This is a genomic window from Amycolatopsis sp. NPDC059657 (genome assembly GCF_042734395.1).
Taxonomy (GTDB): domain Bacteria; phylum Actinomycetota; class Actinomycetes; order Mycobacteriales; family Pseudonocardiaceae; genus Amycolatopsis.
Map to the genome: position 1 here is coordinate 16,976 of NZ_JBHWEB010000036.1, position 13,614 is coordinate 30,589.

A 13,614-nucleotide genomic window follows, 5' to 3' on the forward strand; every position below is an offset into this window, starting at 1 on the left:
AGCTAAACCGGGCCGACCTAAATTAACACCCTCACCACGCATTCCGTGGTTCGTGAGGGGTACGGCCGGTTAGAACCGGCCGTACCACTCACGAGCCCGGCTTCAGCCGACGGTGACGGTCGGTTCGCCTTCGCCGATGGACTCGCCCGCTTCTTCGGCGATGCGCATGGCCTCTTCGATCAGGGTCTCGACGATCGCGTGCTCGGGCACGGTCTTGATGACCTCGCCCTTGACGAAGATCTGCCCCTTGCCGTTGCCCGAGGCGACACCCAGGTCCGCCTCACGAGCCTCACCAGGACCGTTCACCACACAGCCCATGACCGCGACCCGCAGCGGGATCTCCATGCCCTCGAGCCCCGCGGTGACCTGCTCGGCCAGCGTGTACACATCCACCTGCGCGCGCCCGCACGACGGGCACGACACGATCTCCAGCTTGCGCTGCTTGAGGTTCAGCGACTGCAGGATCTGGATCCCGACCTTGACCTCTTCCACCGGCGGCGCCGACAGCGACACCCGGATCGTGTCCCCGATGCCCTGGCGCAGCAACGCACCGAACGCCACCGCCGACTTGATCGTCCCCTGGAACGCCGGGCCCGCCTCGGTCACACCCAGGTGCAGCGGGTAATCGCACTGCTCGGCCAGCAGCTCGTAGGCACGCACCATCACGACCGGGTCGTTGTGCTTCACCGAAATCTTGATGTCATGGAAATCGTGCTCGGCGAACAGCGACGCCTCCCACATGGCCGACTCCGCCAACGCCTCCGGCGTCGCCTTGCCGTACTTCTCCAGCAAACGCTTGTCCAGCGACCCCGCGTTCACGCCGATCCGGATCGGGGTGCCGTGATCCTTCGCGGCCCGCGCGATCTCCTTGACCTGATCGTCGAACTTGCGGATGTTGCCAGGGTTCACCCGCACCGCCGCGCACCCCGCCTCGATCGCGGCGAACACGTACTTCGGCTGGAAATGAATGTCCGCGATCACCGGGATCTGCGACTTCTTCGCGATCGCCGACAGTGCCTCCGCGTCGTCCGCCGACGGACACGCGACGCGCACTATGTCACATCCAGCAGCCGTCAGCTCCGCGATCTGCTGCAACGTCGCGTTCACGTCCGAGGTCAGCGTGGTGGTCATCGACTGCACCGAAATCGGGTGCTCGCTGCCCACTCCGACGGACCCGACCTGCAGCTGGCGGGTCTTGCGTCGATCGGACAGAACGGGCGGAGGCAGGGCCGGCATTCCCAAAGCGACAGTCACCCTGTCAGGGTACCTTCGGAAGGTGGATGGGGTTCACGATGTCAGCCGTTACGGTGAGTAGCGTGACTGCTGCTCCCAAGAAGACGAGCACCATCGTGATCGAGGAAAGCTTCGTGTAGTCGACCGGTCCGCCCGCCACCTTCCCCCGGGCTTTGCGGAGCAGATCACGCACGCGCTCGTACCAGGTCACCGCGATGTGCCCGCCGTCGAGCGGCAGCAGCGGCAGCAGGTTGAACACGCCGATGAAGAAGTTCAGCGTCGCCAGCAGGTAGACGAAGATCTCCCACAGTCCTCGGTCGACGGCCTCGCCGCCGATGATGCTCGCGCCGACCACGCTGACCGGGGTGTTCGGGTCGCGCTCGCCGCCGAAGATGGCGTTCCACACGGCCGGGATGCGCGAGGGGAACTCGATCAGCCGCTGGAAGGTCTGGTCGAACATCACACCGGTGTGGTGGATCGCGCCGCCGATGCCGTCGAGCGGGCCGTACTTCAGCGGCGGCGGTGCCGCGTTCGACCGCGAGGCGCCGATCATGCCGAACTCCTTGACGGAGCCGTCGGCCTGCAGCCGGGAGATCTTGGGCACGGTGATCGTCAGGTTGACCGGCTGGCCGTTCCGCTGGACCACGAACGCGGTGGGACCCGAGGCCACCTGGATGGCCTTGACCGCCTCTTCCCAGGTCTTGGTCGGCTTGCCGTTGATGGAGTCGATCCGGTCGCCGGGCAGCATGCCGCCCGCGGCGGCGGGAGCCACGTCGCCCGGCTGGCAGACCACTTCCTTCGCCTGCGCCTCGACCTCGGCCTTGGTGGTCGCCGAGCGGACGCACTTGGAGATGCTGGAGATGGTCGCGTCCGGCGCCTTCTCGGCCGCCTCGATGTCCGGCAGGCCCATGGTCACGCCCATGATGTAGAGCACGAGGAAGCCGAGGATGAAGTGCGCGGCCGACCCCGCCGAGAGCACCACGGTGCGCTTCCAGGTCGGGAACCGCCACATCGCGCGCTTGGACTCTTCGGGGGTGACCTCGTCGAGCGCGGTCATGCCCGCGATGTCGCAGAACCCGCCGAGCGGGATCCACTTGAGGCCGTACTCGGTCTCACCGCGGCGGAACGAGAACACCGTCGGCCCGAAGCCGATGAAGTAGCGGCGCACCTTCATGCCGAAGGCCTTGGCCGTCAGCATGTGGCCCGCTTCGTGCAGTGCGACCGAGACGCAGATACCCAGCGCGAAAAGGATCGCACCCAAGACGATGACCACGCGCTACTTCCTCCCAGACATCGCTTCGGCAGCGCGGGCGCGTGCCCACTGCTCCGCCGCGAGTACATCGTCCACGTCGCGCGGTTCGCGACGCCATTCATCGGCGGCTGCCACCACCTGGGAAACAGTGTCCACTATCGACGTGAAGCTGGTGTTCTGCGCGAGGAAGGCGTCGACCATCACCTCGTTCGCCGCGTTGTAGACCGCAGGCAGGCAGCCACCGGCGCTGACCACGTGCCTGGCCAGGTCGACGGCGGGGAACGCCACGTTGTCCAGCGGCTCGAACGTCCACGCGGTCGCCCTGTCCCAGGTGCAGGCGGGTGCGGCGGCCGGCACCCGGTCCGGCCAGTTCATCGCCAGCGCGATCGGCAGGCGCATGTCCGGCGGGCTGGCCTGCGCCAGCGTCGAGCCGTCGACGAAGGTCACCATCGAGTGAATGACCGACTGCGGGTGCACGACCACGTCGATGCGCTCCGCCTCGATGCCGAACAGCAGCGTCGCCTCGATCAGCTCCAGGCCCTTGTTCATCAGCGTGGCGGAGTTGATCGTCACGACCGGCCCCATGGACCAGGTCGGATGCTTGAGCGCGCTCTCCAGCGTCACGTCGGCGAGCTCGGCGCGGGTGCGGCCGTGGAACGGGCCGCCGGAAGCGGTCAGCACCAGCCGGTCGACCTCTTCGGCCCGGCCGCCGCGCAACGCCTGCGCCATCGCCGAGTGCTCGGAGTCGACCGGCACGAGCTGGCCGGGCTTGGCACGCGACAGCACCAGCGGGCCACCCGCGACCAGGGATTCCTTGTTCGCGAGCGCCAGCATCGAGCCGGTGGCGAGCGCGCGCAACGTCGGCTCCAGGCCCTGGGAGCCGGGCATGCCGTTGAGCACGACGTCCACCGGGACGGAGTCGATGAGCTCCAGCACGGCACTGGGACCGGCGAGGATGCGCGGGATGCGGAAGTCGCCCTGCGCGTACCCACGGCGCTGGGCCTCGGCGTACAGCGCGAGCTGCAGGTCCTCCGCCGCGGTCGCCTTGATCACCGCGACGGCCTCGACCTGGTGCGCGAGCGCCTGCGCGGCCAGCGCGGCCGGGTCGGAGCCGCCGGCGGCGATGCCCGCGATCCGGAACAGGCCAGGGTTGCGGGCGGCCACGTCGAGCGCCTGGGTACCGATCGAACCGGTCGAACCGAGCACGAGCACACTGCGCGAAGTAGTCATCGTGACCGATTGTCTCGCGGGGCCTTCGACGGCGCGTCGCGAGGTGTGGAAAGATTCGCCGCGTCAGCAAGCACAGCGCGGGCAAGGAGAGATCGTGGCGAGCAAGGCGGTCGAGAAGCGGGCTTCGAACCAGGTGGACCCGCGTGACGAGCCGTCGGCCGAATGGGGCTGGCACGGGTCGTTCCCGCTGGCCACCCGCATCGCCGGCTGGGCCAGCGCGGTGATCCTGCTGATCATGCTGCACGGCAACCACCAGGGCGCGACCGAGGACCTGTGGCTGGTCGGCCTGAGCCTGTTCCTCGCGTTCATGCTGGTGCTGGACATCCGCAAGCAGCGCACCGCGTGGCGTAAGTAACACCCAGACACGACACCGGGGGCGCCGCGATGTTCGCGGCGCCCCCGGTGCTGTCCGTGCCTAAAGCTCGCCGGCGACCCCGGCCAGTTCCTCGCCCACCGTCTCGGGAGACTCCACGGGGGCTTCGGGTTTTCCGGTGAGCAGCGAAGCGATCGCACCCAGTACGCACACCCCGATCGCGAACACGAAAGCGACCGTCAAACCCGCCGAGAACGGCCCTGAGATCAGGTTCGGGAAGAACCCGCGCCCGGTGAGGAAACTCGCCTGGTCCGGCGGAAGCTGCGTCAGCTGCGGTCCCAGCAACTGCTGAATCGGGTTATAGCCGAGGAAAGCCGCGAACAGCACGGCCACCGCCGGCAGGTGCGCCAGCTGCTCGGCCGAGCCGGCCGGCACGCCGTGCGCCATGAGGCCCTGGCTCATCGTCGCGGGCAGGTCGCGGGACAGGCCCGCGATGATCAGGCTGAAGAAGAAACCGATCGACAGCACCATGGCCGAGTTCTGGAAGGTCGTCATCATCCCGGCGCCGGAGCCGCGGGCGTCGGCGGGCAGCGAGTTCATCACCTCGGCGCGGTTCGGGGAGGAGAACATGCCCATGCCGACGCCGTTGAGCAGCAGGATCGCCGCGAAGGCCCAGTAGTCGAAGTCGACCGGCAGGACGATCAGGAGCGCGAACGTCACCGCCGTGATCGCCAGCCCGCCCGACGAGAGCAGGCGGCCGCCGACGCGGTCGGACAGCATGCCGCTGGCAGGCGCGGAAATCAGGAAGCCGATTGTCATCGGGAGCATGTAGATGCCTGCCCACAGCGGCGTCTGCTCGAAGGTGTAGCCGTGCTGCGGGAGCCAGATGCCCTGCAGCCAGATGATCAGGATGAACTGCAGTCCGCCACGGCCGAGCGAAGCGCAGAGGTTCGCCACGTTGCCCCAGGTGAACGCCTTGATCCGGAAGAGCGAGAGGTTGAACAGCGGGTTGTCGACGCGCATCTCGATCACCACGAACGCGACCAGCACCGCGAAGCCGCCGATCAGGCAGGACAGGACGAACGGGCTGCCCCAGCCGGTCGGCGCGGTGCCGTAGGGCTGGATGCCGTAGGTGATGCCGACCAGCACCGAGAGCAGGCCGACGGCGAAGGTGATGTTGCCCCACCAGTCCATCCTGGCGTGCTTGCGGATACCGGTGTCGTGCAGTTTCAGGTACGCCCAGATCGTGCCGACGACGCCGAACGGGACCGACACGAGGAAGATCAGGTTCCAGTTGATCGGCGCGAGCACCCCGCCGACGACCAGGCCGAGGAACGAGCCGGCGATGGCCGCGACACCGTTGATGCCCAGCGCGAGCCCGCGCTGGTTGGCCGGGAACGCGTCGGTGAGGATCGCCGAGGAGTTGGCCATCAGGAACGCGCCGCCGACGCCCTGCACGATGCGCCAGCCGATCAGCCACAGCGCGGCCGCGTCACCGTCGAACCAGGTGATCGCCAGCAGCACCGACGAAACGGTGAACACCGCGAAGCCCATGTTGTACATCCGCGCGCGGCCGTACATGTCGCCGAGCCTGCCGAAGCTGACGACCAGCACGGCGGTCACCACCAGGAAGCCCATGATCATCCACAGCAGGTAGCCGGTGTTCGACGGCTCCAGCGGGTTGATGCCGATGCCCTTGAAGATGTCCGGCAGCGCGATGAGCACGATCGAGGAGTTGATCGTCGCGATCAGCATGCCCAGCGTGGTGTTCGACAGGGCTATCCACTTGTACCGGGGACCGAGATCCGTCATGGTTAGCAATGCTAAGCAATATGCTTGCATCTGGCAATCAAGCCGGGATTTTCCAGGCGAGAGACCAGTCACAGCGTTGTGGAGTCCTTTGTGGACTCTTTAGCTTGACTTGATCCGCTATCGTCGCGTCCCATGAAGCGCTGGGTACTCGCCACCGTCCTCGCACTGTCCGCCACCGCGCTGGCCGCCACGCCCGCCACGGCGGCGCCGTCGAAACCACTGGTCGTGCGCTGCGAGTTCACGCCGACGCCGGAGAACCCGGCCGCCCGTCCCGTGCTGCGGCCACTGCCGTTCGCGCTGACCAGTGGCACGGCCGACATCACCTTCCGGACGAACTACGGCCCGGTGACCATCGAGCTCAACCGCGCGGGAGCGGCGCCGTGCGCGGTGCACAACATGCTCAGCCTGGTGCTGCAGCGCTTCTACAACCACACCGAATGCTTCCGGCTGACCAACTCCAGCAGGCTCGGCGTGCTGCAGTGCGGTGACCTCTACCGCCAGGAAGAGGGCGGCCCCGGCTACAAGTTCGCCGACGAGGTCAGCGGCCAGGAGACCTACCCGCGCGGCACGATCGCGATGGGCAACCAGGGCCCCGGCACCAACGGCAGCGAGTTCTTCATCGTGCACTCCTTCGCCAACATCCCGGCGAACTACTCGGTGATGGGCAAGGTCGTGCGCGGCATGGACGTGCTGGACCGCATCGTCGCCGCCGGCATCATCCCGGTGACCGGGCCGCAGGACGGCCTGCCCGCGAAGCCGGTGAAGATCGAGCGCGTGACGTTCGGTTAGCCCGTTCGAGCGAACCGGGCCACTGCGTGAGCCAGGACACAGTGTCGGACGTGTCTTGGAGTGGAGGTGGTCACGGTGCGGCTCGACGAACTGCTCACCGTAGAAGACGACGCGGAAGAGCTCCAGGAACTCTCACCCCACGAGCGCGTCACGTGCCGGTTGCACCGGCGCTGGGCGCACCAGTGCATCGCGTCCCCGTCGCATGTCATCGCGGTGACCGGGCACCGCTGGTGTCACGCCTGCGGCTGCGCGGTCGGGGTGGCGGTGGACGAGTTCACGCGGTCGATCGCGCTGACCTGCCCGCGCTGCCGCCGCACCCCGGACACGGCGGCCAGCAGGCAGATCATCCACGCCTGCCGCACCAGCATGGGCATGGCCGCCCATCAGTCCATTGTGGAGGGCCTGGCATGGACGGGCTGACCCGCTGGACCGGCCGGGCGCCCGTCGCGGTGCGCGACCTGCTCGCGGCCGTCGACGCGCCGGTGGCGTTCGAACGGACGCAGGTGCTCGCGACACTGACCGGCGCGGGTGTCCCGTTGCGCAGGCCGGGCAGGCTGCTCGCGAAACTGCGGCCCTCACTGGATTCCGGGGAACCCGGCCAGATCGCGCTCGCGTTGAGCGTACTGGCTCGGTTCGGCACCTGGCCGTCGGCGAGCCCGCTCCTACCGGCGCGGACGAGCACGGCGGTCATCATGGACGCCCGAGTGCTGGAAGCGTTGGCATTGCACACTTCCGGCGAGACGGAACGCCGGCGCGCGGCCGTCGTCCAGCTCGCCGAGTCGCTGCTCGAACGCCAGGATCCGGACGGTGTCTGGGAAAACTCCCGAGAGGTGACGGCCGCCTGTGCCATCGCGCTGGCGCGGATCTCACGCCGCTGCCACCCGATCCTCCGGGTGACAGGCAATCTGCGCCGCACCGTGAAGCACCTGCTGGAAACCCAGCGCGCGGACGGTTCCTGGGGCACCGGCGAGGACACCGCGCACGCCATCCAGATCCTGGTCCGCTGTGGCCCGGTCGGCATCGACGAGCACATGCTCGAAGCCCTCTGCCACGGCTGCGCCTTCCTGCTCCGGCCCGATGACTGCCCGGTCGCGACCATTCGCGCAGTGCGCGTCGGCGCACTGCACACGGCGGCCGGTTCGCCCACGGTGCGCGCCGGGTTCAAGCGATTCGCGCCCTCACGTGTGCACGATCGCGTCGATCAGCTCGTCCCCGTCGAGTAGCACCCGATCATTGTGATCGGCGCCCGCGATTTCGAGCAGCTTCGCACCGTTGGCGGTCGCCACGTCCCGGCTCTGCCCTGCCGGGACCACGGTGTCCGCACTGCCGTAGACGATCGTGGTCGGCACCCGCACCCGCGCGAGGTTTTCCTTGACAGGGAACCGATCCCGCAATAGCAGACGCGCCGGGAGGAACGGGTAGTGCAGCTGCCCCACCGCGGCGAGGTCGACGAACGGCGAGCGCAGGACGAGCGCGTCGGGCGGATGTTCGGTGGCGAGTTCGGTGACCACCGCGGAGCCGAGACTCTCACCGTAGAAGGTGATCCGGTCCGGCTTACGGTCGCGGAGAAATTGATAGGCGACCCTGATGTCGCGCTGGAAGTCGCTTTCCGACGGACTGCCCGGATTTCCGCCATACCCCCGGTAATCCACGAGCAGCACGGTCATTCCCCGCGCGGCGAGCCTGGCCGCGAGCGGCGCCCGGTACAGGCGGTTGCCGCCGTTGCCACCGGCGATCAGGACCGCGTGCCCGCCACCCGGCACCAGCCAGGCGCCGAGTTCGAGACCGTCGTACGTGCGCAACGTGACGTCCTGCCCGCCCGGCAGCACCTGGGCCGCTGGCGGGACGGCCGCGTCGTCGGGCAGATAGATGAGCCCCCGCTGGAAAACCCAGACGGCGGCGAGCAGCACGACGACCAGCACGACCACGACGGACAGCACCTTGATCACCCTGCCCCACGTCATACGACCATGGTCCCATCCTGCCGCTCAGCCGACACCGGCCACGAGCAGCACGCCGAGCGTGACCATGGTCGCGGCGACGAGGCCGTCGAGCACCCGCCACGACGACGCGCGGCTGAAGAATCCGCTCAGCAGCCGGGCGCCGAAGCCGAGCGCGACGAACCAGCACAGGCTGGCCAGCATGGCGCCGAGCCCGAAGACCCAGCGCAGGTCGCCGCGCCCGGCGGCGACGGCGCCCAGCAGGAGCACCGTGTCGAGGTACACGTGCGGGTTGAGCCAGGTCATCGCGAGGCAGCTGAGCACCGCGCGGCGCAACGACCCCGTCGCCGATCCGTCCGTCCGCAGCGCGGACGGCCGCACTGCGCGGCGTGCGGCCAGAAAGCCATAGCAGAGCAGGAAACCGCCGCCGACCAGGCCGACGATCATCAGCGCGACCGGCGAGGTCCCGACGACGGCGCCGACCCCGGCGATGCCGAGCGCGATCAGCACGGCGTCGGACACCGCGCAGATCGCGACGATCGCGGGGACGGCGTCGCGCCGGAGCCCTTGCCGCAGCACGAAAGCGTTCTGTGCGCCGATGGCGACGATCAGCGAAAGCCCGGTGCCGAACCCGGCGGCCAGCGCGAGCAGAAGTTCTCCCATACGAGTGACACCAAGAACCAGCCTGTCAACAGTACAGCTAAACATTCTTACGTATCATTAGCGCTCGTGATGTCAGACCTACCGCTGGACCAGGTACGCACCCTGCTCGCCGTCGTGGACGAGGGCACCTTCGACGCCGCCGCGGCCGCGTTGCACGTCACCCCGTCCGCGATCAGCCAGCGGGTGAAAGCCCTCGAGCAACGCACCGGCCGGGTGCTGCTCATGCGCACGAAACCGGTGCGGCTGACCGAATCCGGGCAGGTCGTCGTCCGGTTCGCCCGTCAGCTCGCCAGGCTGGAGCGCGACGCGGGCGCCGAACTCGGACTGACCGGCAGCGGCGAGCCGGTCCGCCTGCCGATCGCGGTCAACGCCGACTCGCTCTCGACGTGGTTCCTCGCCGCGCTCGCCCGTGTCCCCGACGAGTTGCGGATCTCCTTCGAGCTGCACCGCGAGGACCAGGATCACACCACGACGCTGCTCAAGGAGGGCGCGGTGCTGGCGGCGGTCACCTCGTCGCCGGACCCGGTCACCGGCTGCTCGGTGCGCAGGCTCGGTCATGTCAAGTACCTCCCGGTGGCCAGCCCTGGCTTCGCCGCCCGCTACCTGCCAGGCTGGCCGTCGACCCCGCTGCGGCGGCTGCTCGCCGAGGCGCCGGTGGTCATCTTCGACCGCCGCGACGATCTGCAGGACCGCTTCACGCGCGCGCTCACGCGCGGAGCGGCGAGCGAGCGCAGGCATTACGTGCCCGCGTCCGAACCGTTCGTCGAGGCGATCGCCATGGGCATGGGCTGGGGCATGGTGCCGCGTGCGCAAGCGGATCCGTTGCTGCTCGAAGGCGCGCTCGTCGAACTCGCGCCGGAGCGGCCGATCACCATCCCGCTGTTCTGGCAGCAGTGGAAGCTCGACTCCCCCGCGCTGGCCGCCGTCGCCGAGGCGGTGGCGGTCCAGGCACGCGAAGCACTCGACTGAAAATCTCGCCCAATCGTCATCCTCGGCTCCGTAACGACTACAGCCGAGTCAAGCGACTTCCCAGATCACAGGAGGCCCGCGCAGAGAGGAAATGACGATGGCGAGACCGTCTCTGCTGTCCACAACAGACTTCCGGAAGCTCGTGCTGTCAGCGCTTTTCGCACTGACCGCGCTGCTGGTCACCCCGGCTTATGCCGCCGCACAACCGAATCCGGGCCAGGAACAGGTCAACGCCACCGCCGAGGCGAGCACCGTCCAGCTCGCGATCAAGTGGGAAGGCTTCGTCAACTACCACACCGACAACGGCTACGTCTGGACGCAGAAGACCGTGGTCGCGGTCGCGAGCTGCAGTGGCTTCTTCGTGAGCACGACCGGGCATCTGGTGACCGCCGGGCACTGTGTCCAGCCGGATCTCGGCCGCGAGAACATCCTGCGCGCGTTCCTCAACCAGCAGGTCAAGGAGGGGCAGATCTCCAGCGCCACGGCCAGTGGGCTGTGGAGCGACGCCAACGCCAACTGGAAGGTCGAGGGCGCCACCCAGGGCTCGCCCGCGATCCGCACGGTCTATGTCGGCCAGCCCAAGGGCGTCACCGGCGCGGTCATCACCGACCCGCTCGTCGCGCAGGTACAGGACATCAAGCCGTTCCGTGACGGCGACACGGCCCTGCTCAAGGTCGAGACGCCGGGCGCGACACCCGCGATGCCCGTCGCGGCGGCCGATCCGAAGACCGGATCGGCCGTGACCTCGATCGGCTTCCCCGCCTCGGTCGGCGATTCCGTCGCGCCGGGCAACGTCAGGGCCAGTTTCAAGACCGGGACCGTCAGCAGCCAGCAGATCACCGACACCGGCGTCGCGGTCACGGAGATCAACGCCGACATCAGCGAGGGCATGTCCGGCGGCCCGACGGTCGACGCGCAGGGCAACGCGCTCGGCGTCAACTCCTACAAGCTCAACGGCGAGCAGCAGAACTTCAACTTCGTCACCGACACCTCGGATCTGAAGGCCTGGTTGACCGGGCGCAGTGTGGCCCTGCTGCCGGAGAAGGCCGCCCAGAACGCCAATCCGGCCGTCGGCCAGAGCGCGCCGGTCAGCCCGCCCGCACCCGAGTCGAGCGGGATCCCGGTCTACGTCTGGATCATCGCCGCGGCGGTGCTCCTCCTGGCGGCCATCGCCGTCGTGATCCTGCTGCTGCGCCGGAAGCGTCCGGCACCACCGCAGCAGTTCACGACGCCGTACACGGCACCGAACGGTTACGGCCCGGCCTGCCAGTCCTGCGGAGTGCCGGGCGTGCCCGGCGCGAGCTTCTGCGGAAACTGCGGCACGCCGCTGGCGCCCCAGCAACAGCACCTTTAAGGAGTGGCGAAGACGTCATAGGTCCGCTGATCGAAGAGCACGAAACGCACGGTCGTGATGGCCGGCGTCGCCTGGAGGAAGTCGGCCACGGTGGTCAGCGCGATCGCCGCGGCCGACTCGACCGGCCAGCGGTAGATCCCGGTCGAGATCGCGGGGAACGCGACGGTCCGCGCGCCCAGTTCGCTCGCCACGCGCAGGGAGTTGCGGTGGCAGTCGGCGAGCAGGCCCGAACGGTCCTCTGTGGACGACCACACCGGGCCGACCGTGTGCACGACCCATTTCGCGGGCAACCTCCCCGCGGTGGTCGCGACCGCTTGGCCGGTCTTGAGCCCGCGGCCGTAGTGACCGGCGCGCAGGTCACGGCACGCGGCGAGGATCTCGGGGCCGCCCTTGCGGTGGATGGCGCCGTCGACCCCGCCACCACCGAGCAGCGACGAGTTCGCGGCGTTGACCACGACGTCGACGTCCTGCTCGGTGATGTCGCCGAGAACGAATTCGAGCTGTGCCATGCCCGCATTGTTCAGCCGGGCCTGCCCGTCTGTCCACGCCATTAGCGGAGCGAGGCGACCTCAAGCACCGCGTTCACGAACGCCCGCGGGCGCTCCTGCGGCAGGTTGTGGCCGGCACCGGGGACCTGGTGGTGCACGCGCGGCCCGGCGAAGAACTTGGCGGTCGCGGTGCCGTCGGTCGCCGGGACGCTGCCGTCGGCGATCCCGTCGAGGGTGACGGCGGGCATCAGGATCTTCGGCTGCTTGGCCAGCTGCGCCTCGAGCGCGTCATAGCGGGGGTCGCCCGGCTCGGTGAGCAGGCGGTGGCGGTAGACGTGCAGGACGATGTCGACGTAGTCCGGGTTGTCGAAAAGCGCGGCCGCGGCGTTGAAATCGGCGTCGGTGAACCTCCACAGTGGAGAGTTCTTGGTCCAGACGACGCGGGCGAGGTCGCGGGTGTTGGCGGTCAGCCCGGCGCGGCCGCGCTCGGTGAGGAAGTAGAAGTAGTACCAGTGCGCGGCTTCGGTCGCGGCCGGGTCCGGCATCTGCGCGAGCGCGAGGTTCTGGACGAGGTAGTTGTTCACCGAGACGAGCCCGAGGCAGCGCTCCGGCCAGAGCGCGGCGGCGACGTTGAGCGCGCGGCCACCCCAGTCGTAGCCGCCGAAGATCGCCTGCTTGACGCCGAGCGCGTCGAGGAACGCGATCATGTCCGAACCCAGCGCCGCCTGCTGCCCGGACCGGAAGGTACTGGCGGAGAGGAACCGCGTGGTCCCGTGCCCGCGTAGATACGGGACCAGCACGCGGTAGCCGCGGCGCGCCAGCTCGGGCGCGACCTCGGCGTAGGCCTGCGGGCTGTACGGCCAGCCGTGGCCGAGCAGCACGACCTCGCCGGTCGCGGGGCCGACCTCGTGATAGCCCATGTCGAGCACGTCCGTCTTGATCTGCCGGATCGGCCCGAGTCCCCGTGACGGCCTCGCGTCGCTCGTCACCGGCGCCGCCGCCGCTGCCGCCACGGACGGGAGGCCTGCCACCGAAGCGACCGCACCCGCGCCGACGATCCTGCCGAACATGCGCCTGCTGAGCATTTCCGTCTCCTTATTCGTAACCGTTCTGAACGGTTACGACTCTTGCATGGCGAATCTTCACGTGTCAAGGTGACGCCATGGAGGTTTTTCCCGAACTGCGCCAGACGGTCCTGGACTGCACCGACCCGCGCGAGCTCGCGGAGTTCTACCGGCGACTGCTCGGGCTGCACTACCGGCCAGGCGACGAGCCGCCCGCCGCGCTCGACTGGCTCGTGCTGCGCAACCCGCACGGCGGCCCGCAACTGGCGTTTCAGCAGGTCGACGCGCTGCCCGAAGCGACATGGCCGGACGACACCGTTCCCCAGCAGCTGCATCTGGACATGACCGTGCCCACGAAGGCGGACCTCGACACCCAGCACGAGCGCGCCATGGCGCTCGGCGCCCGGCTGCTACGCGATCGCAGCGACGACCCCGTCGAGCCGCTCCGCGTTTACGCCGATCCGGCAGGCCACCCATTCTGCATTTTCGTGACCTAGCAGTCCGCAT

The 13,614-nt window shown here is 68.7% G+C and carries 15 protein-coding genes; 7 read left to right on the top strand and 8 right to left on the bottom strand.

Annotated features, from left to right (window positions below):
* Nucleotides 1–102: 102 nt before the first annotated feature.
* Genes ispG through dxr form a run of 3 tightly spaced genes read right to left on the bottom strand, consistent with a single transcriptional unit; the run spans nt 103 to nt 3,715 of the window.
* Nucleotides 103–1,254 (bottom strand): flavodoxin-dependent (E)-4-hydroxy-3-methylbut-2-enyl-diphosphate synthase, encoded by a 1,152-nt coding sequence (gene ispG / locus ACFV15_RS20645; RefSeq protein ID WP_370943370.1) that lies wholly within the window; start codon nt 1,252–1,254, stop codon nt 103–105.
* A 4-nt stretch (nt 1,255–1,258) separates the two neighbouring features.
* Nucleotides 1,259–2,506 (bottom strand): M50 family metallopeptidase, encoded by a 1,248-nt coding sequence (locus tag ACFV15_RS20650; protein ID WP_378352103.1) that lies wholly within the window; start codon nt 2,504–2,506, stop codon nt 1,259–1,261.
* Between the two features lie 3 nt (nt 2,507–2,509).
* The gene (gene dxr / locus ACFV15_RS20655) at nt 2,510–3,715 is read right to left on the bottom strand and encodes a 1-deoxy-D-xylulose-5-phosphate reductoisomerase (protein WP_378352104.1); all 1,206 of its coding nucleotides are present in this window, start codon (nt 3,713–3,715) and stop codon (nt 2,510–2,512) included.
* Between the two features lie 94 nt (nt 3,716–3,809).
* Here dxr and ACFV15_RS20660 point away from each other — a divergent pair, with 94 nt between their 5' ends.
* Nucleotides 3,810–4,070, top strand: coding sequence for a DUF2631 domain-containing protein (locus ACFV15_RS20660; RefSeq protein ID WP_378352105.1), 261 nt, complete (start codon nt 3,810–3,812; stop codon nt 4,068–4,070).
* A 60-nt stretch (nt 4,071–4,130) separates the two neighbouring features.
* Here ACFV15_RS20660 and ACFV15_RS20665 read toward each other — a convergent pair whose 3' ends face one another.
* Complete coding sequence (locus ACFV15_RS20665; RefSeq protein WP_378352106.1) at nt 4,131–5,840, bottom strand: MFS transporter; 1,710 nt, start codon at nt 5,838–5,840, stop codon at nt 4,131–4,133.
* Between the two features lie 132 nt (nt 5,841–5,972).
* On the opposite strand from ACFV15_RS20665, the gene ACFV15_RS20670 reads away from it, so the two are divergent.
* The 3 genes from ACFV15_RS20670 (at nt 5,973) to ACFV15_RS20680 (ending at nt 7,852) form a co-directional block, all read left to right on the top strand.
* Nucleotides 5,973–6,629: a peptidylprolyl isomerase gene (locus ACFV15_RS20670; RefSeq protein WP_378352107.1), complete on the top strand. Its 657-nt coding sequence runs from the start codon at nt 5,973–5,975 to the stop codon at nt 6,627–6,629.
* 75 nt (nt 6,630–6,704) lie between these two features.
* On the top strand, nt 6,705–7,049 hold the full coding sequence (locus ACFV15_RS20675) for a hypothetical protein (protein WP_378352108.1): 345 nt from the start codon (nt 6,705–6,707) through the stop codon (nt 7,047–7,049).
* Complete coding sequence (locus tag ACFV15_RS20680; protein ID WP_378352109.1) at nt 7,037–7,852, top strand: hypothetical protein; 816 nt, start codon at nt 7,037–7,039, stop codon at nt 7,850–7,852. Before ACFV15_RS20675 ends, ACFV15_RS20680 begins: the two co-directional genes overlap by 13 nt.
* Here the strand turns inward: ACFV15_RS20680 and ACFV15_RS20685 are convergent.
* Nucleotides 7,808–8,593: an alpha/beta hydrolase gene (locus tag ACFV15_RS20685; RefSeq protein WP_378352110.1), complete on the bottom strand. Its 786-nt coding sequence runs from the start codon at nt 8,591–8,593 to the stop codon at nt 7,808–7,810. The genes ACFV15_RS20680 and ACFV15_RS20685 overlap by 45 nt on opposite strands.
* 24 nt (nt 8,594–8,617) lie before the next feature.
* A complete protein-coding gene (locus ACFV15_RS20690; protein WP_378352111.1) occupies nt 8,618–9,232 on the bottom strand; it encodes a LysE/ArgO family amino acid transporter in 615 nt (204 codons plus the stop codon).
* Nucleotides 9,233–9,298: 66 nt separating this feature from the next.
* Here ACFV15_RS20690 and ACFV15_RS20695 point away from each other — a divergent pair, with 66 nt between their 5' ends.
* On the top strand, nt 9,299–10,201 hold the full coding sequence (locus tag ACFV15_RS20695; protein WP_378352112.1) for a LysR family transcriptional regulator ArgP: 903 nt from the start codon (nt 9,299–9,301) through the stop codon (nt 10,199–10,201).
* 97 nt (nt 10,202–10,298) lie between these two features.
* The gene (locus ACFV15_RS20700; protein ID WP_378352113.1) at nt 10,299–11,555 is read left to right on the top strand and encodes a trypsin-like peptidase domain-containing protein; all 1,257 of its coding nucleotides are present in this window, start codon (nt 10,299–10,301) and stop codon (nt 11,553–11,555) included.
* Here ACFV15_RS20700 and ACFV15_RS20705 read toward each other — a convergent pair.
* Complete coding sequence (locus ACFV15_RS20705) at nt 11,552–12,064, bottom strand: O-acetyl-ADP-ribose deacetylase (RefSeq protein WP_378352114.1); 513 nt, start codon at nt 12,062–12,064, stop codon at nt 11,552–11,554. The two genes, ACFV15_RS20700 and ACFV15_RS20705, sit on opposite strands and share 4 nt — an antisense overlap.
* A 41-nt stretch (nt 12,065–12,105) precedes the next feature.
* Complete coding sequence (locus tag ACFV15_RS20710) at nt 12,106–13,128, bottom strand: alpha/beta fold hydrolase (protein WP_378352115.1); 1,023 nt, start codon at nt 13,126–13,128, stop codon at nt 12,106–12,108.
* Nucleotides 13,129–13,205: 77 nt separating this feature from the next.
* On the opposite strand from ACFV15_RS20710, the gene ACFV15_RS20715 reads away from it, so the two are divergent.
* On the top strand, nt 13,206–13,604 hold the full coding sequence (locus ACFV15_RS20715; RefSeq protein WP_378352116.1) for a VOC family protein: 399 nt from the start codon (nt 13,206–13,208) through the stop codon (nt 13,602–13,604).
* Nucleotides 13,605–13,614: the final 10 nt, after the last annotated feature.